A 20,113-nucleotide genomic window follows, 5' to 3' on the forward strand; every position below is an offset into this window, starting at 1 on the left:
GTGTAAAACTCGTCCAGTCCTCCACCGTAGGTGGAGGTTTATTCTTGATATAATCAAAATCCCCGGCGCTGCGGCCGGGGATCGGGCATTCGTCTTTCGTCCATCCTAGCTCAGACGGCCGGCGGCGTGGGCCAGCATCGTGTAGACCTTGCCGGTGTCCGAGGTGAGATAGGATTGCGTGATCGTGCGATCGCGGTCCGTACGGGCGACGTCGGCGAGCAGCTTTTCGAAATCGGCGATGTAGCGATCGACTGCCGTGCGGAATTCCGGCTCGCGGTCGTACTTGCGCTTGATTTCGTCAAAGGTCTGCTGGCCCTTGAGCGTGTAGAGACGGCGCGTGAACACATCGCGCTCGCCACGCTGGTATCGACGCCACAGGTCGACCGAGGCGTCGTGATCGATGGCGCGGGCGATGTCGACCGAAAGCGAGTTCAGCGACTCCACGACATGGCGCGGGTTGCGCGCGACCGGGGCGGGCGCTGCTTCAGCAGCCGGCTTGGGCGCCGCCTGGCGGGCCGGCTGCAGGCCGGCATTTTCGTCACGCGAAGCGCCGCGCAGCAGGTCGCTGATCCAGCCGCCGCCAGCCGTTTCCTGGCGGGCAGGAGCCGGCGTTTCGGCCGGACGCTGCGGCTGAGCCACCGGACGGTCTGCGGGAATGGATCCGCGCAGACCCAGAGCCTCGATCGAAGGCTGCTGCGGCTGCGGCTGGGGGGCGGGCTGCTGCACAGCCGGCTGGGGTGCAGGCTGCTGTGCGGCGGGTTGTTGCGGGGCTGGCTGTTGCGGCCGCGGGGCGGTGGCCGCCGGCGCGGGGGCAGGAGCTGCGGGCCGCGGGCGCTGGGCCGGCTGCGCATCTGCAAGCGCACGAGCCGCCGGTTCGGAAATCTCTAGCTGCTGTGTCGAGCGGCCGACGATCTGCGAGATGTCCTGCAGGGCCTTGATCTGTTCGGCAACGGCGCGGCGCATGGCTGCGGCGCTTTCCTTTGCTTCTTCCGGAAGGTCGAAGGCGCCGCGCTTCAGTTCGCTGCGCGTCAGGTCGAGTTCGCGGCGGATATCGCCGGCCGAGCGGCGGATCTCGTCCGTCGCGCCGGCGAAGCGGCCGACGGCGTCGTCGACTGCGACACGCAGCGTCTCGCGCAACTGCTGTGCTGTCGTATCGGATGTCTTGCCCGCATCGGCCAGCATCTGCTCGACCTCGGACAGCGAAGCCGTCAGGCCGCCGCGCAGGCGGTTGGTGAGGTCGGTGGAGCGGCGCTCGGCGTTGGCGAATGTGCCCTCGACGGCCTGGCTTGCTTCTTCTCCAGCCTTTGCCATCGCGCCACGCATAGCCTCTGCCGCATCCTCGGCGCGCTTCTCGGCGTCGGAGAGAACGCGACCGATATCCGCGAAGGAGGATTGGACGCTCTGGCGCAGATTGCCGGTGACCTGATTGGAGCGCTGTTCCGCGCGGTCGAAGGCGGTTTCCACCATGGAGCCAAGGGCGCGCATGGTGTTTTCGATCTCTTCCGAGCGTTGCACGAGCCCGACGGCCAGGTTCTGCAGGGCTGTTTCGCGTTCTTCCAGCGTCGATACGAGGTTCGACTGGGCGGCGCCGAGAAGCTGCGAGGCCTGCGACAGCACCTTGGAGTGGTCGTCGAAGCGACCGACGATGCTGCCAACCTGCGACAGGGTCTGGCCGGTGATCTCCGACAGCTTGTCCACCTTGCCTTCGAGGAGGCGGCTGGAGGCCGAAACCATCTCGCCGGCCTTGGTGGCGGATTCGGCGAAGCGAGTGGAAGTCGCGGTGAGGCGGTCATCGACGCTTGCGAACTCGGCAGCGGCATTGGTCAGCAGGCCGGCGATCGCGGAATTGTTGTCCGCAAGGCGCGCGATGATACCATTGACGCTGGCAAGCAGATTGTTTTCCAGCGCGTTGACGGTGCTGACCGCGTGTTCGGTCCGCGATGCGATCGCGCTGATCAGCGCGGCGTTTTCGACGCGGAGACGCTCGGTGCTTTCCTGGGCTGCCGCGGAGATGAGGGCTGCCGCTTCCTGTCCCGTCGCCGCGTAACGATCGACGATCGGGCGGGCCTTCTCGTCGATGAGGCGGGAGAGCTCGGTGGAGCGTCCGGCCAGCATCGAGTTCAGCTCGCGGGTGCGCTCGTCGAGCGAGGTGCGGATGGACGAGCCACGCGCTTCCAGTGCCTTGTCGACATCGGCAAGCGTGCTGTTGATCTCGCGGGTGCGTTCTTCCAGGGAGGTGCGGATGGCCGTGCCGCGCTCATCGAGGGCGCGTTCGACCTGAGCCATGCTGGAGACGATCTGCTCGCTGCCGCTGGCCAGCGTATTGCGGATGGCCGCGCCACGGGCTTCCAGGGACTGCTCTGCCGAAGACAGGGCCTGCGAGATCGTGTTGACCTGATTGCTGACGAGGCCTTCGGCTTCCGCAACCTTGTTGATGATCGCGTTGCCTGCTTCCGAGAAGGTCTGGGCGACGGCAGCCGCCTGGCTTGCCAAGCGGTTCTGCGTTTCCGAGACGCGGTTGACGATATCGTCGGAGCGCTCGGTCATGACGCGTGCAAAGACATCGCTGTGGCTGCCGAGGTTGTCGGCAAACTGCTGCCCGGTGTTGGCAAGCAGGTCGGCCGTGCGTGTCGCTTCCGTGTCCATGCCCTGTGCAGCATCGGCGACGGCCGTCCGCAGCGTGGTTGCGAGATTGGCGGCCTTGCCTTCGATCGTGCGGTTGACGGCTTCGAGGCCGAGATTGAGGGCGCGATCCATGGTCGAAAGGCGCTCTTCGATACGGGCCGCGGCCTGGCTGCCGCTGTTGTCTATCTGGGCTGCGCCGCTCGCCAGCGTCTCGGAGAGACGGTTGCCGGCGGCGTCCACCTGCGTGGCAACGCCGGTAACGCCTTCGTGGATGCGGTTTTCGAGGGCCGACAAGCTGGCCTCGACACGGGAGCCGGTCTCGGCGAAGCGGCTCGTCACGCCGTCGATCGTCTGGTTCAGGTTGGAAGACAGGGTATCGGCCGAGCGCGCGATGTCGCCCGCGGCCTGCTGGATGCGGCCGGCAATATCGCCGGCGCCGCTCTTCAGGCGCTCTTCCAATGTCCTTGCGCTGGCGTCGATGGTCTGGCGCAGCGAGGCTTCGCGGTCTTCGAGCGACATTTCCAGCATGCTGGCGCTTGTGGCGATGGAGGTGCCGATGGCGGTCGTCTGTTCGAGCAGCGTGTTGTCGATCTGCGCATGGGCGTCGCGCAGGGCGAGGTTGATGGCGTTGCTGCGATCGTCCAGCGTGGAGCGCATGCGCTCATAGGCGGAAGCCAGGTTCTGATCCATCTGCGACAGACCGGCGCCGAGCGTGTTTTCAAGATGGCGCGTCGTCGTGCCGAGAACGGTTTCGACGCGGCCGCTGTTGCTGTCGAGCATTTCGGACAGAGCGTCCGTATGGGCCGTCAGCGAGCGATCGAGGCGATCCTGGTTTTCGTTATAGGCGGCACGGATGGCGTCCGCCTTGTCGCCGAAGGCGCCGGCAACGCGAGCTTCAGCGCCCGAGACGCTGTCGAGCAGGGCGTTGGCGCGTTCTTCCAGGGTGCTTTCGAAGCGGTTCTGGTTTTCGGCGAGCGAGATTGCGAAGGCCATGCTCTTGTCGTCGAGCGTGTTGGTCAGTGCCTCATGGCCGCTGGTGACGGTGTGGGCAATCGCCTTGGCACTGTTTGCCAGGGTTTCCTCAAGCTTGGCATGGTTTTCCGAAAGGGCGATGGCGAGCGACATCGTCCGGTCGTCGAGGCTGTTGACGATCTTGTCATGCGTGCCGGCAACGGTTTCGGAGAGAGAGACAAGTCGGCTCGATACCGCATCTTCAAGCCGGGACTGGGTATCGGCGAGCGAAATGGCCAGCGCCATCGCTTTGTCGTCGAGAGCATCGGCAAGGGCGTTGTGGTTGCTGGTGAAAGCGTTGGTGATCGCCTCGGCGCGGTTGGCAAGCGTTGCTTCCAGGCGCGACTGGCCCGAATTCAAGGCATCGGAGAGAGCTCTCGTCTTGCCTTCGAGCGTATCGGCAACACGGTCGGCATGGCCGGACACGGTATCCTCAAGGCGGGCCTGAGCTTCCGACAGCGCGATGGCAAGCGCCATCGTCTTGTCATCCAAGGTGCTGGCGACGCTTTCGGCATGGCCGGAAACGGCGCTCTCGAGGCGGGCGTGGCCTTCGGAGAGAGCAATGGCCAGAGCCATCGTCTTGTCGTCGAGGGTGCTCGCGACGCCTTCGGCATATCCGGACACGGTATTTTCCAGCCGCGCATGGCCTTCGGAAAGAGCTTTGGCCAGTGCCGTCGTCTTGTTGTCGAGAGTGTTCGAAACGCTTTCGGCATGACCGGAGACCGCGTTTTCGAGGCGGGCCTGACTTTCGGAGAGGGCAATGGCCAATGCCATCGTCTTGTCGTCCAGGGTGCTCGCAACGCTTTCGGTGTGGCCGGCGATGGTGCTTTCGAGGCGTGCCTGGCTTTCGGAAAGCGCGATGGCGAGCGCCATCGTTCTATCGTCCAGCGCCTCGGCCAAGGCATTGTGATTGCCGGCAAAGGCCTTGATGATCGCCTCGGCGCGGTGGGCGAGGGTCTCTTCGAGCCTGCTCTGACCGCTCGTCAGGGCGGAGGCAAGAGCATTGGTCTTGCCTTCGAGCGTGTCGGCGACACGTTCGGCATGGCCGGCAACCGTGTCTTCCAGGCGCGCCTGGTTTTCCGAAAGAGCAATGGCGAGCGCCATCGTCCGATCGTCGAGGGCGTTGGTGACGCTTTCCGTGTGACCAGAAACGGTGTTCTCCAGGCGAGCCTGACCCTCGGCAAGCGCGCGGGCGAGTTCCCTGGTCTTGGCATCGAGCGTGCCGGCAACATGTTCCGCATGACCGGAAACGGTGTCTTCCAGGCGGGACTGGCTTTCGGAAAGGGCGATGGCCAGCGCCATCGTCTTGTCGTCGAGCGTGTCGGCGAGCTTGCCATGCGTGTCGGCAATCGTGCTGGCGATGGTATCGGCACGGGTCGCCAGCGTGTTCTCGAGCCGAAGCTGGCTTTCGGCCAGCGAGATCGCCAGCATCGATGTGCGCTCGTCGAGCGCGGCGGTCAGATGTTCATGAGAGCCGCTGACGGCATTGGTGATTGCTTGAGAACGCTCGGCAAGCGTCTGCTCGAACCGGGCCTGATTGTCCGTCAGCGCGCCAAACAGCGCGTTGCTGCGGGCTGCCATGACGGTGTCGATACGCTCGTGGGCGGAGCCCAATGCCTGGGTGATCTCGCTCGTGCGGGCGGAAAGGGTATTGTTGATGTCGTTGGCGCGGCCGGCGAAGGCTGTGGTCAGTTCTTCGGTGCCGCTTTGCAGGGCAGCCGAGACGTCCCGCGTTACGCCCTGCACGGCCGAGGTGAAGGCCCCGGCATGCGAGGCGAGCGTGGTGTTGAGGTCGCTCGTGCCGGAGGTGAGGGCGGACGAAATGCCCGTCGTGGCGTTCTGCAGCGCCGACGTGATCTCGTTCGCCCTGGAGCCGATCGCGCTTTCCAGCACTTCCTGGCCGGTTGCCAGTGTCGTTGCCAGCGCGAAGGACTGGTCGGTGAGGTGCGAGCCGAGGCGCTCGATGCTGGAGGTCAGAATGCCTTCCAGCGCGTCGGAATTGCTGCCGAGGCTCTGGTTGATGCTGGCAAGGCTTTCCGAAAGCTTGGTGTCCAGCGTGCCGGCGCGCTTGTCGAAGGCGGAGGTGAATTCCGACACGCGCTCGTCGAAAGCGGTCGAGAGCTGTGCGATCGTCGACTGGAAGCGTTCTTCGAAGAAGCCGGAGCGCAGATCGATATCCATGATGGCGTCGTCGGCCGTCGACTGCAGGCTCTGGCGGAAGCTCGAGCCCTTTTCGTCGAGCGCGGTGTTGAGGCGGGACAGTACGTTGTCCAGCGTTCCCGTGATGGACCGCTCGCCGCCGGTAAGGCTCTCGCTGATCTCCCTGGTGCGCGCGACCAGCGTTTCATTGAGCTGACGGGCACGCTCGTTGAGCGCGGAGTTCAGCTTTTCGGTGTTCGCGTCGAGCGTCGATGCGCGGGTCTCAAACTGGCCGAGCAGGTCCTTGCCGCGTTCGGACAGGGTCGACGACAGGGATTCCAGGCGGGTGTCGAATTCGTGGCTGAGGGCGAGGCCCGAAGCGTTCAGATTCTGCAGCAGGCTATCGGTCTTGGCGGCAAGCAGGGTGCCGAGCGCCTGGACGGCGGAATCCGACTTTTCCATCAGCGCCGCGGCGCGCGTATCGATCATCGACGCGAAGGCTTCGCCCGATGTGGAGAGGCGTACGGCGATTTCTTCGGTCGCGAGAGACAGGTCTTCCTTGATCTGGTCGTGAACACCGACGATCGACGAGCGGATGCGCTCGGCGTGATTGACGATCGCATCGCGCTCCGTGCCCAGTTCGTGGACGAGGCCGCGCACCCGCAGTTCGTTGTCGGCGTAGCTGCGTTCAAGCGCGTTGACTTCGGTATGGACGAGCGTTTCGAGCTCGGTGGCGCGCGCAATGGTGCGCTCGATGCCTTCGTTCATCGCCGATACTTCGCGGCGGACGGCCTGGCCGACCGTCATGATGCGTTCGGAGGCGATGGTTTCGGGCTCGACGAGGCGCAAGGCAACCTCGGCCATGGAGCGGGCTGCGTTGCGCATGTCATGGGCACGCGAGATCATCATGCCGAAGGCATAGAAAAGCAGTACCGGAACAATGATGCCGACGATGCAGGCGATGACGCCCGGCAGGGCGGCCAGATCCGCTACCGAATGGATGTTTCGGATCTCCGAGCCGTATAGCATGAAGGCAAGGCCGACGCCGCCGATGATCCAGAACAGCGAGAAGATCGTGGCGTTGCGCACCGCGTGGCTCTGGGAGCCTCCGTCGAGCGCCCTGAGAAGGCTTGCGGAGCTTGCCCGGTTGCCATCGTTGGCGGCGGCAAGGTTCGGATTTTTCGGCGCCTCGGCGGGGCGGGGCGTTGCCGTAGGGGCGGCTGCGCTGCGCGCGGCGCCGGCCTGGCGGGCTGCATCATCCCTGGACTGCTTTATCGGCTGTTTCGGCGGTTCAGACACATTTCGCTCCGGGATATCGGGCGTAGTGCCGCTGCGAGACTCCAAGCTCTCGTCACTGAAATCGATCTGCAAAGCTTCGTCCAACGCCTGGAAGGCCTTGTCCTCGACCGACTCGATGTACTTTTTGTTCGCCATGCGGTTACGCCTCGTTACAACTCACTCGGGCTTGCCGCGTCTTTTCCGGTAATTCCGCCGCGTCCGGAAAAGACGAACCCTGCCTCCCGTGGGGCCTCCGCATCCGGTCGATACCGAGGTTGGATTTCCCATTACATTTCAGAGTGGATAACTGGTTTTTCAAACGGATGTTATGAAAACATTACCATCATCCACTTCCTGGGCAAAGGCGTGTGCCATCTACCCAATTCAATAGTATCGTAGTGACACATTCCCCCAGTCCTGACAATTAATTCCACCTTAAAGACAGTGGATCATTAAGGCGTCATTAACCTTCTTTGCTCGTATAACGTCATGAAAATCCAAGATTCTGCGCATGTTTAACGCACGTTAACCATGTCCGGAGTTTTAGGCCCTCAATGTGCCAAAATTTAACTGGATGGCCATGCCCGGGCCGCAACTATGCGGCAGGTCCCTAAAACAGTCCTAGATAAAAGACGGGAGCATTGGCACATGGCAGCTTTGAACATCGCGTTTGAATCTCCGGATAATTCACGGGGCTCGGCCCCGTCACGGGAGCGGGCGATCGATCTCGTTCATCTCGGAAAGCAGACGATGGGCGACAAGGCGCTGGAAGTCGAGGTGCTGCAGATGTTCGCCAGGCAGGCCCGTTCCTGCCTGCAGGAAATCGGCAGCGGCGATCCCAAGCGCATCGAGGCGGCATCGCACAAGCTGAAGGGGGCGGCGGGCGCCGTCGGTGCCTTCCGCGTGGCCGATGCGGCCGGCGCCCTCGAGAGCAATACCGGCGACGCCGCGCGCATGGCGGCCGTCACCACCTGCGTCGTCGAGGCCGAGAACTTTATTCTGAAGATTTCGCGCTGAACCTTGCTCGAAGACAGCGACAATCCATCCTTGCGCCGCCAGACGGTTCAAACCGTTTCGGCGGCGCAAATGTTGACTGCCCCAGCGATTTGTTGGAAGTAAAATTCCGATCGTCCTTCATTCACGAAATTCGGAATTCACCCACATGACCCAATTGACCATCGTCGCCTTCGACGGCACGCGCTTTGACCTCAATGTCGACGAGGGATCCACAGTGATGGAAAATGCCGTGCGCAACTCCGTTCCGGGCATCGAAGCCGAATGCGGCGGCGCATGTGCCTGCGCCACCTGTCATGTCTATGTCGACGAGGCGTGGACCGAAAAGGTCGGCAGCCCGCAGGCGATGGAAGAGGACATGCTCGATTTCGCCTTCGACGTGCGGCCGACCTCGCGTCTCTCCTGTCAGATCAAGATGACGAGCGCTCTCGACGGGCTCGTCGTCCATGTGCCGGAGCGCCAGGCCTGACGGCTGGTTTCCTGCTTAGCTTGTCGCGGATAGTGGGGATTGCCCGTATTCATCGGGCAAGCCTTCGCCCTGATAGCCCTCAAAAAGATGCCCCGCTCAGCTGATGCAGCGAGCGAGGCAAGGCGGGCGCATCACCGACAGGCAAGGGAGGAAACACCTGCGGCTTAGGACGCGCCAGGAGAACACGTAGCGCATGCTTCAAGAACAAACCCAGGCTGCGTCGAAGAGCGAATAAACCCGCCAACGCAGGCACTCTCAATTCATCTTTCTGAGATCCCCAACCGGTATTCCTCGAATCATCCGGTGTGTTTATCTCTGTAATTCATAGGAAAAACCTATTTCAGATTCTCGTAAAGTTCAAAGAGCATCGCGGCGGGACGATTCACAGATATAGTGGCTGTTTTCCCACAGTCGGCAGCTGTGCGATGGCTTTTTCCCTGAAATTAAGGGGAGTAGAAGGCCTATGGCTGCCCGGTTTGGCGGCTGCGATAGTAAAGCAATCTCTGCATCCGGTTTTGGAAGTTGATCGCCTCGATGCGGTCGAAGCGTGCCTGATCGGCATCGTGGCGTTCGGTTTCTCGTGCCGTCACCTCGTTTGCCTTTTCCTGAAGAGCATCGCAATCGCCGGCCGATGGCAGGGAAAGGATCTGCTGTTCCATCTGGCGCGCATGCTGGCGGGCGATCTCGACATGCCGGTTCTCATGGCGGCGGATATCGGCGGCCAGCGTGTCCCATATCATCGAAAGCTGCTTGTTCGCATGCCGCCGGTCGCGCCACCGCGGCAGGATGATTTCGGTGTCGACAGTTACCTTGACGCCGGAAATGTAGCAACGCCCGTTCTCTTCGCTGTAGGTCGCGTTGCCGCCGAAGCGAATTTTCGTCGCGCCGGGGTGATGGCTGCTCGATCCCATGGCAAGCGGCCCGCTCTGGTTCAGGGCAGCGTCAAGCTCGTCGGCGGTGCTGCCCTTGATGTCGAAATAGGAAACGGATTTTCGGGCAATGACTTCGGCATCGGCCGTGCCGGGTATGCAAAACGCGAGCAGCAAGGCACATGAAATGCTGAACTTATGGGATGCAAGCGGCATTCGTGTCGCTACCATGTTGAACTTCCGCGAACCTTGCGGCATAGCCACTGTGAGCGCAATATCAAGCGCAAGGTTTTTTCAATTTCAATGGGATGGGACGGTTCGTGACTGAGCTTCGCAGCCAAATCTGGCATGTCGCGCATGGGCGCAGCATCGACGTCGGCCAGAAGAGCCTCATCATGGCCGTCGTCAATGTGACGCCGGATTCCTTTTCCGACGGCGGGCACTACGAGGCCGTCGAGGTGGCCGTTGCCCATGCTTTAGCTTGCGTCGAAGAGGGTGCCGGCATCATCGACATCGGCGGCGAGTCGACGAAGCCCGGTGCCGCTGCCGTGAGTGCCAGCGAAGAGCAGGGGCGGGTGCTGCCCGTCATCGAAGCCCTGCGCGGCAGAACCGATGCGCTGATATCGGTCGATACCTATCGCGCCGCTACGGCGCGGCTGGCGATCGGGGCCGGTGCTCATATCGTCAACGACGTTTTCGGCCTGCAGCGCGAGCCGGATCTCGCGGACGTGGCGGCGCAAACAGGGGCCGGGCTCTGCATCATGCATACCGGCCGTGACCGGCAGAAGCTACCCGACGTGATCGACGACCAGATTTTCTTTCTCAACCGCTCGCTCGAGATTGCCGCCGCAGCCGGCGTCGACAGGCAGAACATCGTGCTCGATCCCGGCTTTGGCTTCGCCAAGGAGAATGCCGAGGAGAATCTGGAATTGATGGCAAGGTTCAATGCGCTGCTTCGCCTCGATCTTCCGTTGCTGGTGGGCACATCCCGCAAGCGCTTTATCGGCACCATAACGGGTCGCGATGCGCCTGATCGGGATGTCGGCACCGCCGCGACGAACGCGATCCTGCGTTTGCAGGGAGCTGCCATATTCCGCGTACACAATGTCGCAATCAACAGGGACGCGCTGGCGGTTGCGGATGCTATTCTCAGGACGCGCGCGAGACTTAAAGCTTGATCCTCGAAGCCAGGGAACGGTTTTCGGACCCCCTCGTGCCTGTTCGAAACGGAGAGACGCCATGAGCGCTGTGACATATACCATTACCTTGCAGAATTGCGCCTTCTTTGCCCGCCACGGCGTGCATGACGAGGAGGAGTTCCTCGGCCAGCGCTTCTTTGTCGATGCCGAGCTCGATGTGGACGCGGGCGACGCGCTGGAGCGCGACTCGATCGACGACACCGTGAACTACGGCATCGCATTCAGTGTCATCGAGGAAATCGTGACCGGGCGGCGGCGCTATCTGATCGAAGCGCTGGCGCTCGATGTGGCAAAGGAATTGTGCCGACGTTTTCCCAGTATCCGCCGCGCCAAGATCACGGTGCGCAAGCCCAATGCCCCGGTTCCGGGCGTCCTCGATTACGTGCAGGTGAGCATTGAGCATTTCGCCTGAAGATGCGGCCGTGCGCGCGACGCTCGGCCTGGGTGGCAATCTGGACAACCCCGTCCACGCAATGGCGCTTGCCTTGCGGACACTCGATGCGCGCGCCGATTGCCAGGTGATTTCGGTGTCGCGGCTTTACCGCACGCCGCCCTGGGGAAAGACGGATCAATCCTTCTTTTACAATTCCTGCGCCGCCATCGATACGACCCTGGCGCCGGAGACATTGCTGGACGTCTGCCTCGATATAGAGCGGCAGATGAAGCGGGTTCGAATCGAGCGTTGGGGGCCGCGGACGATCGATATCGATGTCCTGACCTATGGTGATCTGGAACGAATCGAGTCGCTGCTGACGATCCCGCATCCGCGCATGACGGAACGGGGTTTCGTGCTGATGCCGCTTGCGGACTTCGCGGCCGATCTTGTGGTGAAGGGCCGGACAATCGGCAACTGGCTGGAGAGCGTCGATGTCGAGGGCATCGAGATCGCAAATGAAAGCCGTGACTGGTGGCGAACGGCGTGACCATGGATATAAAAGAAAAGGCCGGCGAAATAGCCGGCCTTTTTCTATTCCCGAAATGATGTCCGAAGACTACTGGATCGACCCGACAGCCATCTGGTCGACATCGGCGCGCTTGAGCGTGACGCCGATGACCGGCACCATCTGTTCGCCGACCTTCACCGAGATGGTGACGTTCATCGACTTGCTGTCCGCAAGGCGGGCGATCATGGCGCCATTGAGCTTCTGTCGGTTCAGTCCGAGGACGACGGTGCCGTCATTGACCGTGCCCGAGGTAACGTCGAGGCCCTTGCCGGCCGCGCCGTCCAGGAACTTTCCGCTATAGGAGCCGCCGCTCTGCGTGATTTCCGCAGACATCGGCTGCTGGAAAACACCGACGCGGCAGGTGCCGTCGAGCTTGACGCCCGCATTGCCGCCGTCGGACGGCTTGCCGGTGAGGTTGCAGGTGAACTTCGTGCCCTTGTACTTGCCGGCCACGATTTCGCCGGGACCGCTCCATACGCCGGATATCGACTGGAAGAAGGCCTTGTCGCGGGGCGCCGCGTCGGCTGATTGCACCCAGACGCCGGTCGGTATGGCGGCGGCGGCAAGGCTGCTTACAAGAAGAAATCGACGCGAAAACATGGACATTCCCTAGCGAGGCGGAACCGTAAAACTGGTTCTCACTTTTGCCCTAGAATGGTTAATGCTTGGTTTCCGAGACGCTAAAACACTGGTTTTGCGGGTGATCACGTCGGATTGCGGCCGGTGACGTTCGGCGTGAGGTCGCCGGCGAAATCGGCAATGCCCGGTCTCTTGAGCGACTTGAAGGGAAGCGGCCGGCAGAGATCCATCGCCGCAATTCCGATCCGGGCCGTCATCATGCCGTTGACGACGCCTTCGCCAAGGCGCGCGGAAAGCTTCGATGCCAGGCCGTGGCCGATCAGCTGCTGGACGATGCTGTCGCCGACGGCGATGGAGCCCGTGACGGCCAGGTGAGCGAGCACATCGCGCATCAGCCTCACCATGCCGAGCGTGCCGGGCCGGCCGCCGTAGAGCTCCGCCATGGCGCGGATCAGTTTCGCCGCCTCGTACAGGACGTAGAGAATATCGACGAGGGCCCGGGGGCTGATGGCGGTCACGACCGAGACTCGTTTCGAGGCGCCGAGAATCAGTGCGCGGGCGCGGCGGTCGAGCGGCCCGAGGAGCTCACGCTCCGCGAGATCGATCAGCTGCGGCGCATCGATGATGTCGTCTTCCGCCGCCTTCAGCGTTGCGCGGCCTCTTGCCGTGTCCGGATTGGCTTCGAGCAGCGAGCAGAGGCGCTTGACCAGCGCTTTGGCGCGTGCCGGCCGGGTTTCGACCGCTGCGGCTTCCGCCTCGGCCTTGATGGTCTGCACTGCCGCCAGCCGCATCATCCCGGCCGTTTCGCGGACGACCATCGCCAGAACGGCCAGGATGCCGACGATCACGACCGCAAGAGCGGTATAGCCGAGCCAATCGGCCCGGCTGAACAGATCGCGGATGAGCTGATCCGTCCACAGGCCGAAGGCGAGCGACACCAGAATTCCCAGCGCGCCGAGCGCCACCTTGCCGAAGGAGAATCCCCTGCGACGGGGCTTGGCGATAGCGTCCCCGCCGGAATCGGCGCCAAGGGTGGGATTGATGAACGGATCCTCGGCGTCGGGCGTGAGCACGATATCGGTATCGAAGCTTTGCGGCCTGCGCGCCGCCGGCGGGGTCGCCTTGATATCCGTCTCTCTTCTGGAGACCTCGGGTTCCAGGGCAAAGGCAGCGGGGCGGCGGTTACCGTTCTGGTCGTTGTCGGTCGGTTTCGTCATGCGAGACGGTCTCCGAACAGGAACTGCATGGCGCGGTCGAGGCGGATGTGCGGCACCGAGAGCTTGATGCCTCCACCGGTTTCGTCCAGCTCCGGCGGGCGGAACCGCACGACGTTCACCTCGGGCAGATGGACTTTTGCCCCATTGGATTCGAGGGCTTCGAACAGCCAGCGCGGGTTTTCCGGGAGGTCGCCCGGAAAGACCGCCGTCTTGCGATTGCCGTCGAACGTCTCGCCCGCGATGGTTTCGTTGTCCATCGGCGTGCCGACGATGACGGGCAGCGTCTGCCCGTCGCGGGTTACGGTGGCTTCGCGGGTCGCGCGCACCGAGGCGATGGCCATCACGTCGATGCCGGCGCCCGCCATGCCGATGCGCTCTATGGCGCGTTCGACGAGCCGGCGCGTCAGCGCCTCGAGCCGGTCATGGCTTTCATGATGAAGGTGGTCGGCCTTGGTCGCGGCAACGAGCACGCGATCGATGCGGCGGCCGAGCAGCGAGGAAAGGAGAGAGTTGGTGCCGGGGCGAAAGCAGGCCAGCACGTCGGTCAGCGCCCGCTCGAGATCCTGCACGGCTTCCGGGCCGCGATTGATGGCCTGCAAGGCATCGACGAGAACGATCTGCCGGTCCAGGCGGGCGAAATGCTCGCGAAAGAACGGTTTGACGACGACGGCCTTATACGCCTCGTAGCGGCGCTCCATCATGGCCCATAGCGAACCTTTGGGCGCGTTGCCTTCTGCCGGCAGCTTCAGCGGCGCGAAGGTGAGGGCAGGCGAGCCGTCGAGATCGCCCGGCAGGAGGAAGCGGCCGGGCGGCAGCGTCGAGAGCGAGCGTTCGTCGGATTTGCAGGCCTTCAGATAATCGGCAAAGGCGGTGGCGAGGTCGCGGGCTTTCATTTCGTCCGCAGGCGCGGAGACGTCCGTCGCATCCGTCATCACCAGCCAGTGACTTGACAGCTCGGCGCGAATGCCGGTGTTCGCCAGTGCCAGTGTTTCCGCGCTGAAGGTGCGGAAATCCTTGGCGAGCAGCGGCAGGTCCAGCAGCCATTCGCCCGGATAGTCGACGATATCGATAGACAGACGCCCCGGCGAAAACAGGCGGTTCCAGCCGCTGGCGCTTTGATAGTCGAGCGTGATGCGCAGCTCGGAGATGGCCCGCGTCGAATCCGGCCAGATGCGGTCTTTGACGAGTGCGCGAATGTGGTCCTCGTACTGGAAGCGCGGCACGGCGTCATCGGGCTGGGGTTCGAGGCGAACGGCGGAAACGCGACCGGATTGCACCGGCTCGAACAGCGGCAGACGCCCGCCGTTCAGGAGGTTATGCACCAGGGAGGAGATGAAGACGGTCTTGCCCGAACGCGAGAGGCCGGTGACGCCCAGACGAATTGTCGGATTGACGAGGCCGGCTGCGCGATCGGCGAGATTGTCAAAGGCGATCAGGGCGTCGTCGGTAAAAGAGGTCAGGCTTGGGGGCAAAGGCGGGATCCCTGGATGACAGCGTGACCGTGAATATAGGGATCGAAACTTGCTCCGAAAAGATGAACGGGTTTCCGCCTGCAATCGGGGCAGGCGCTCGTCGTTTCTTATTGCTGGACGTTCCTACTCGGTGACGAAGTCGGTCAGAACCCAGCCCGATGGCGACGAGTCGATAACGGCGAGCCCGGCCGTCGGAAATCCGCGTGGGAGAGTGTCGGCCAATGCATCGCGCCCGATCAGGGAGGCGAGCGTCAGCTCGATGATCGGATTATGCCCGACGAGCATGACCGAGTCCTGATCGGTCTGGCCGGCAATGAGCGACAGGTAAATATCCAGCGTGCCGTTATAGATGGCATCGACAAAGCGGAATTCCGTCGAGGGCATCACGGCGCGGCGCATGGCCTCCGCGGTCTGGCGGCAGCGTAGCGCCGTGGACGAAATGACGAGGTCCGGCTTGTAGCCTTTGTCGGCGGCTTCGTCCGCGACGATTTCCGCAGCCGCATAGCCGTTGTCGCTCAGGGAGCGGTCGAAATCCCTCTGGCCGGGCGCAGCCTGCTGGGCCTCGGCGTGACGCAGGAGATAGATCCTGAAAGGCGGCGGCGAAATGCTGGTCATGGCGAAATTCCGGAGTTGGATTTCCTTAATGACGTAGCGTCTGTTCACATATGCCGTCAACTGCCGCGCGACCCGTCCGAGGGGCGCAATGAGCCGGCCTCACGCGAAGGTTACAGACGCGGCAAATTTGATCGCGGCGAAGAAATGATGAAAAAATAGACCCTTAGCCGAATTTTATGACAAATTTAAAAATCAGTTGACAGCATCTATTTGGCTTGAATCGGCCCTATCGGTTGGGATATACAGCCCAGCCATATGAGATGTTCTTCAGGAGAATCGCGTTGAGTGAGAAGATCGATCTTAGCAATTATGTGCCCTCGGAAGACGAGGAGTTCATGAATACGAACCAGCGGGCCTATTTCCGGTCGAAGCTGGTGGCCTGGAAAAATGATATCCTGAGAGAAGCGCGCGAAACACTGGATCATCTGGCAGAAGAAAGCGCAAACCATCCCGATCTTGCCGACCGGGCTTCTTCGGAAACAGACAGAGCCATCGAGCTTCGGGCTCGTGACCGCCAACGTAAGCTTATCTCGAAAATCGATGCCGCATTGCAGCGTATCGATGACGGTACTTATGGCTACTGTGAAGAGACGGGTGAACCGATCGGCCTGAAGCGTCTGGACGCTCGTCCGATCGCGACATTGTCGATCGAGGCACAGGAACGCCACGAGCGCCGCGAAAAAGTTTATCGCGACGAATAAGCGAACTGCCGGTCTCGGCCGGGCTTGCAAAAATAAAAGGCACGACAGGGATAGCTGTTCGTGCCTTTTTGATTCGCGGTGTTTGACGCCCGGCGCTACTTGTCGCGGCTGACGCTCATTTCGCCGAAGATGCGAGCGACTTCCTGCTGGAGGGCGCTGTCCGCCCCGGTCATCGGCGTGAGCTCGGGTTCGACACGCTTTGCCGGGCCTGGAGTTTGCGATGGTGCTGGTGCTGGTGCCGCACTCGGCTGTTGCTGCACCTGCTTAGGCGGCGTCACATTGGGAATGATCCGTTCGGCGGTCAGATTCTTCGACATTTCCGCTTCCAGCACGCGCTGGAAATCATTGCCGGGTTCCGCAGCACGCTGGGGCGGGATGGAAACTGCGGGCTCGACAGGCTCTGGCCGGGCGGGAGCAGGCTGCTGCTGCGGCAGGACGACATGGCGGGCGGCGTCCAATATATCGGCGGCTTCGGCTTCGCTGATTGCAGGAGCGGGTTGAGGAGCCGGCTGCTGCGGTTTGACTGCAGCCGGCTGCGGGCGTTCGGCCATGCGTGGTGCCGGTGTCGGTTCTGGCGCAGGCGTGGGTGCAACGGTCGGCTCGGTGCGCAAATAGGCTTCGATCTTGTCCTCCGTGGATTGCCGACGCTGTGGAAGCGCGACGGGAGGAGCATCAAGCTCGGGTGTCTTTTTCTGGAGTTGCTGCGGATTTTCATATGCGACGGGAATCTCGACGGGCGTTGCGGCGGCGCCTGCTCGCGTGGCGTCGGAAATACCAGACTCGATCACGATATCGGTGGGGCCGCCGATCATGATCAGATGTTCGATCCCGTCGCGCCGGACGAGCACGAGGCGGCGGCGGGCATCGACGGCGGCGGCGTCGAGCACCTGCAGCCGGGGCTGGCGGTTCTTGCCGCCACGCACGAAGGGAGAGGGCGCCCGGCTGCGCAGGATCCACAGGATGCCGATCAGGACAAGAAGGGCAATGCCAACCCCACCGGCTGCGAGAAAGAAACGGCTGCCATAGGCTCCGGCGATGTCGTCCAACATGTCGAGATACTCCGTAATTGTCCCGATGTCGCGGTCTGTTTGCAACCAGGGCGAGTAGTTGCTTTGACCTTGCCTCTCATATGCGGCGATCATATGAACAGGATTGGGCCGGAGACAAGAAGAGATTGCAGTCCGTTGTGCGCTATTGCCTGTGAATTCAAGCCTTTCTGGCCCGGCAAAGCTTTTTGCCGATGACGCAAATTGATAAAGAAGATTCGAAAGGTCCGACTCCCGCGATCCCTAACGTGTATGACATGTCGCAAGGAGAACGGCTGGTACGAGGGGTTTATGACGAAGCAGCGTCCGTCCGACGAGTATAGCGTGCCGCTGGTGGATCGCGGAGTTCGTTCGGGAACTGCGCTGCGCATCATTTTGCTTGCGCTCGTTCTCATGGCCGCGGCCGCGGCCTTCGTCGTCTTCAAGAGCCAGCTCGACAATGAGGCGGTGCTCGGCGGCCTCGGCATTCTTGCCATGGTCGGCATCTTCTTCCTGGTTTCCTCGATCATCGGTTTCGTCGAGGTGATGCCGCAGCCGCAGTCCGACAGCCTGGCGCGCTCGTTTCTCAACAGCCACCCGGACGGGACGCTGATCACCGATGAAAAGGGGCGCATCGTCTACGCCAACACGGCCTATGGACGGCTGACCGGCGCCACGAAGGCGACGGAGGTGCAGTCGCTGGAAATGCTGCTGTCGCGCAATCGCGAATCCAATGAGGCTCTTTATCGTCTTGCCAACGGCCTGCGTGACGGCAAGGAGGGATCCGAGGAGTTCCGCCTGCTGAACTCGCTCGGACCCGCGGACGGGAACAGCAACGGGGCGCATTGGTATCGGCTGAAGGCGCGTGTGCTGCCGCCGGAACAGGGCAGCAGCAAAATTCTGCATATCTGGCAGGTTACAGACATCACCTCCGAGCGTGACGACCAGGAGCGCTTCTTCAAGGAACTGCAGAACGCGATCGATTATCTCGATCACGCACCGGCGGGCTTCTTTTCCGCCGGCCGCAAAGGCGAGATATTCTATCTCAATGCGACGCTTGCCGAATGGCTGGGCTTCGATCTGACGAAGTTCGTGCCGGGTTCGATGACCATCGGCGATCTCGTGGCCGGCGAGGGGCTGGCGCTGATCCAGTCCGTTCAGGCGGAACCCGGATTGAAGAAGACGGTGACGCTGGATCTCGATCTGCGCCGCTCCAATGGCCAGAGCCTGCCGGTGCAGATCGTTCACAGCGTCACGTCGATGCGCGACGGTGCTCCCGGCGAGAGCCGCACCATCGTCCTGACCCGGCAGAGCGGTGTGGGCACCGAGCAATCGGCTTCCGCGGCCGCGATGCGTTTCAGCCGCTTCTTCAACAATACGCCGATGGCGATCGCTTCCGTCGATGGCAACGGCCGCATCCTGCGGACGAACGCGCCGTTCCTGAAGCTCTTCGCGGATCTGGTTTCGCGTGACGATATCGAGCGTGGAGCTGCGCTAGAGACCATCGTCAATGACAGCGACCGGTCGCGGCTGCAGCAGGCGCTGGTTGCAGCAAAGGATCGGCAGGGCGATATTCCGCCGATCGACTCCCGCAATCCGAAGGACGACACGCGGCATTTCCGCTTCTATGTCAACGCCGTCATCGACCAGACCGACGAGGCGCCGGAGGAGGCTGCCATCGTTTATGCCGTTGAAGTGACCGAGCAGAAGGCGCTTGAGACACAGATGGCGCAGACGCAGAAGCTCAATGCCGTCGGCACGCTCGCAGGCGGTATCGCGCACGACTTCAACAATGTGCTGACCGCGATCCTTCTGTCTTCGGACCATCTGCTGCTGCAGGCCAGGCCCTCCGATGCCAGCTTCGCCGATCTTATGGAAATCAAGCGCAACGCCAATCGCGCGGCGGTGCTGGTGCGGCAGTTGCTCGCCTTCTCGCGCAAGCAGACGATGCGGCCGACGATCCTGAACCTGACCGATGTGATCGGCGATCTGCGCATGCTGGTGGACCGGCTGCTGTCGGGCACGCACGTCAAGCTCGACGTCGATTACGGCCGCGATCTCTGGCCGGTGAAGACCGACCTGTCGCAGTTCGAGCAGGTGCTCATCAATCTTTGCGTCAATGCGCGCGATGCCATGCCCGGCGGCGGCACCCTGACGCTGCGCAGCCGCAATCTGCTTGCGGCCGATGTCAGTGCCTTCAATTATGCCTATCTGCCGCATGAGGACATGGTTCTCATCGAAGTCAGCGATACCGGCACGGGTATTGCGCCCGAAATCATGGACAAGATTTTCGAGCCTTTCTTCACGACGAAGGAAGTAGGCAAGGGCACCGGCCTCGGCCTTGCAATGGTCTACGGCATCATCAAGCAGTCCGGCGGCTACATCCAGCCGGAGTCGGAAGTGGGCAAGGGAACGACCTTCCGCATCTTCCTGCCGCGGCACATTGTCGAAATGCCCGCCGTAACGGAAGCGAAAGCGCCGGAAGGCCGGGGTGCCGCTGCCATGGACCAGAGCGTCGCGGCGGTGGCTCCGCCGGAAGAGCCGGCCGATCTGACCGGCAAGTCCGCGGTCGTGCTCCTCGTCGAGGACGAGGAGGCGGTGCGCCGCGGCGGAAAGCGCATGCTGGAGACGCGCGGCTACACCGTCTACGAGGCCGGCTCCGGCGTCGAGGCGCTCGACATCATGGACGAACTCGACGGACAGGTCGATGTCGTCGTCTCCGATGTCGTCATGCCTGAAATGGACGGACCGTCATTGCTGCGGGAACTGCGCAAGAAATATCCGGATATGAAGTTCATCTTCGTTTCAGGCTATGCCGAGGATGCGTTTGCCCGCAATCTGCCGGCGGATGCGCAGTTCGGCTTCCTGCCGAAGCCATTCTCGCTAAAGCAGCTTGCCGTCGTGGTGCGCGAGACGCTGGACAAGAAATAGGCGAAGGGACGATTTTTGTCCCTGC

The 20,113-nt window shown here is 62.4% G+C and carries 14 protein-coding genes; 7 read left to right on the forward strand and 7 right to left on the reverse strand.

The annotated features are described in order from the left end of the window. Positions 1 to 105: 105 nt before the first annotated feature. Positions 106 to 7,209 (reverse strand): hypothetical protein, encoded by a 7,104-nt coding sequence (locus GR212_RS25900; protein ID WP_163990949.1) that lies wholly within the window; start codon positions 7,207 to 7,209, stop codon positions 106 to 108. A 492-nt stretch (positions 7,210 to 7,701) separates the two neighbouring features. Here GR212_RS25900 and GR212_RS25905 point away from each other — a divergent pair, with 492 nt between their 5' ends. Next, a complete protein-coding gene (locus tag GR212_RS25905) occupies positions 7,702 to 8,070 on the forward strand; it encodes an Hpt domain-containing protein (protein ID WP_163990951.1) in 369 nt (122 codons plus the stop codon). A gap of 145 nt (positions 8,071 to 8,215) precedes the next feature. Beyond that, the gene (locus GR212_RS25910; RefSeq protein WP_163990953.1) at positions 8,216 to 8,536 is read left to right on the forward strand and encodes a 2Fe-2S iron-sulfur cluster-binding protein; all 321 of its coding nucleotides are present in this window, start codon (positions 8,216 to 8,218) and stop codon (positions 8,534 to 8,536) included. Positions 8,537 to 8,997: 461 nt separating this feature from the next. On the opposite strand, the gene GR212_RS25915 is transcribed toward GR212_RS25910, so the two are convergent. Beyond that, positions 8,998 to 9,621: a DUF922 domain-containing protein gene (locus GR212_RS25915; protein WP_163991126.1), complete on the reverse strand. Its 624-nt coding sequence runs from the start codon at positions 9,619 to 9,621 to the stop codon at positions 8,998 to 9,000. A 92-nt stretch (positions 9,622 to 9,713) separates the two neighbouring features. On the opposite strand from GR212_RS25915, the gene folP reads away from it, so the two are divergent. From folP to folK, 3 genes are all read left to right on the forward strand, one after another. Beyond that, positions 9,714 to 10,583, forward strand: a complete 870-nt coding sequence (folP, locus tag GR212_RS25920) for a dihydropteroate synthase (RefSeq protein WP_163990955.1) — start codon at positions 9,714 to 9,716, stop codon at positions 10,581 to 10,583. Positions 10,584 to 10,644: 61 nt separating this feature from the next. Beyond that, complete coding sequence (folB, locus tag GR212_RS25925) at positions 10,645 to 11,016, forward strand: dihydroneopterin aldolase (RefSeq protein ID WP_163990957.1); 372 nt, start codon at positions 10,645 to 10,647, stop codon at positions 11,014 to 11,016. Further along, positions 11,000 to 11,527 (forward strand): 2-amino-4-hydroxy-6-hydroxymethyldihydropteridine diphosphokinase, encoded by a 528-nt coding sequence (gene folK / locus GR212_RS25930; RefSeq protein ID WP_204326761.1) that lies wholly within the window; start codon positions 11,000 to 11,002, stop codon positions 11,525 to 11,527. The genes folB and folK overlap by 17 nt, the downstream gene beginning before the upstream one ends. Positions 11,528 to 11,596: 69 nt before the next feature. Here folK and GR212_RS25935 read toward each other — a convergent pair whose 3' ends face one another. From GR212_RS25935 to GR212_RS25950, 4 genes are all read right to left on the reverse strand, one after another. After that, a complete protein-coding gene (locus GR212_RS25935; protein WP_163990959.1) occupies positions 11,597 to 12,148 on the reverse strand; it encodes a hypothetical protein in 552 nt (183 codons plus the stop codon). Positions 12,149 to 12,252: 104 nt separating this feature from the next. Then, the gene (locus GR212_RS25940) at positions 12,253 to 13,344 is read right to left on the reverse strand and encodes a YcjF family protein (protein WP_163990961.1); all 1,092 of its coding nucleotides are present in this window, start codon (positions 13,342 to 13,344) and stop codon (positions 12,253 to 12,255) included. Further along, positions 13,341 to 14,816: a YcjX family protein gene (locus tag GR212_RS25945; protein ID WP_163990964.1), complete on the reverse strand. Its 1,476-nt coding sequence runs from the start codon at positions 14,814 to 14,816 to the stop codon at positions 13,341 to 13,343. Before GR212_RS25945 ends, GR212_RS25940 begins: the two co-directional genes overlap by 4 nt. Before the next feature lie 123 nt (positions 14,817 to 14,939). Continuing rightward, the gene (locus GR212_RS25950) at positions 14,940 to 15,431 is read right to left on the reverse strand and encodes a SixA phosphatase family protein (protein ID WP_163990966.1); all 492 of its coding nucleotides are present in this window, start codon (positions 15,429 to 15,431) and stop codon (positions 14,940 to 14,942) included. A gap of 281 nt (positions 15,432 to 15,712) precedes the next feature. Between GR212_RS25950 and dksA the strand changes: the two genes are divergently transcribed. Next, a complete protein-coding gene (gene dksA / locus GR212_RS25955) occupies positions 15,713 to 16,132 on the forward strand; it encodes an RNA polymerase-binding protein DksA (RefSeq protein ID WP_163990968.1) in 420 nt (139 codons plus the stop codon). 95 nt (positions 16,133 to 16,227) lie between these two features. Here dksA and GR212_RS25960 read toward each other — a convergent pair whose 3' ends face one another. Further along, on the reverse strand, positions 16,228 to 17,181 hold the full coding sequence (locus GR212_RS25960) for a flagellar biosynthetic protein FliO (RefSeq protein WP_163990970.1): 954 nt from the start codon (positions 17,179 to 17,181) through the stop codon (positions 16,228 to 16,230). 288 nt (positions 17,182 to 17,469) lie between these two features. On the opposite strand from GR212_RS25960, the gene cckA reads away from it, so the two are divergent. Beyond that, a complete protein-coding gene (cckA, locus tag GR212_RS25965) occupies positions 17,470 to 20,088 on the forward strand; it encodes a cell cycle histidine kinase CckA (protein WP_163990972.1) in 2,619 nt (872 codons plus the stop codon). Positions 20,089 to 20,113: the final 25 nt, after the last annotated feature.

Source organism: Martinezella lusitana (genome assembly GCF_010668395.1).
GTDB lineage: Bacteria > Pseudomonadota > Alphaproteobacteria > Rhizobiales > Rhizobiaceae > Rhizobium > Rhizobium lusitanum_A.

What these genes read in the sequence shown, in the direction of transcription:
- GR212_RS25900 (WP_163990949.1), bottom strand. Translation starts at nt 7,209, where the DNA reads ATGGCGAACAAAAAGTACATCGAGTCGGTCGAGGACAAGGCCTTCCAG.
- GR212_RS25905 (WP_163990951.1), top strand. Translation starts at nt 7,702, where the DNA reads ATGGCAGCTTTGAACATCGCGTTTGAATCTCCGGATAATTCACGGGGC.
- GR212_RS25910 (WP_163990953.1), top strand. Translation starts at nt 8,216, where the DNA reads ATGACCCAATTGACCATCGTCGCCTTCGACGGCACGCGCTTTGACCTC.
- GR212_RS25915 (WP_163991126.1), bottom strand. Translation starts at nt 9,621, where the DNA reads ATGCCGCTTGCATCCCATAAGTTCAGCATTTCATGTGCCTTGCTGCTC.
- folP (WP_163990955.1), top strand. Translation starts at nt 9,714, where the DNA reads ATGGGACGGTTCGTGACTGAGCTTCGCAGCCAAATCTGGCATGTCGCG.
- folB (WP_163990957.1), top strand. Translation starts at nt 10,645, where the DNA reads ATGAGCGCTGTGACATATACCATTACCTTGCAGAATTGCGCCTTCTTT.
- GR212_RS25935 (WP_163990959.1), bottom strand. Translation starts at nt 12,148, where the DNA reads ATGTTTTCGCGTCGATTTCTTCTTGTAAGCAGCCTTGCCGCCGCCGCC.
- GR212_RS25940 (WP_163990961.1), bottom strand. Translation starts at nt 13,344, where the DNA reads ATGACGAAACCGACCGACAACGACCAGAACGGTAACCGCCGCCCCGCT.
- GR212_RS25950 (WP_163990966.1), bottom strand. Translation starts at nt 15,431, where the DNA reads ATGACCAGCATTTCGCCGCCGCCTTTCAGGATCTATCTCCTGCGTCAC.
- GR212_RS25960 (WP_163990970.1), bottom strand. Translation starts at nt 17,181, where the DNA reads ATGTTGGACGACATCGCCGGAGCCTATGGCAGCCGTTTCTTTCTCGCA.
- cckA (WP_163990972.1), top strand. Translation starts at nt 17,470, where the DNA reads ATGACGAAGCAGCGTCCGTCCGACGAGTATAGCGTGCCGCTGGTGGAT.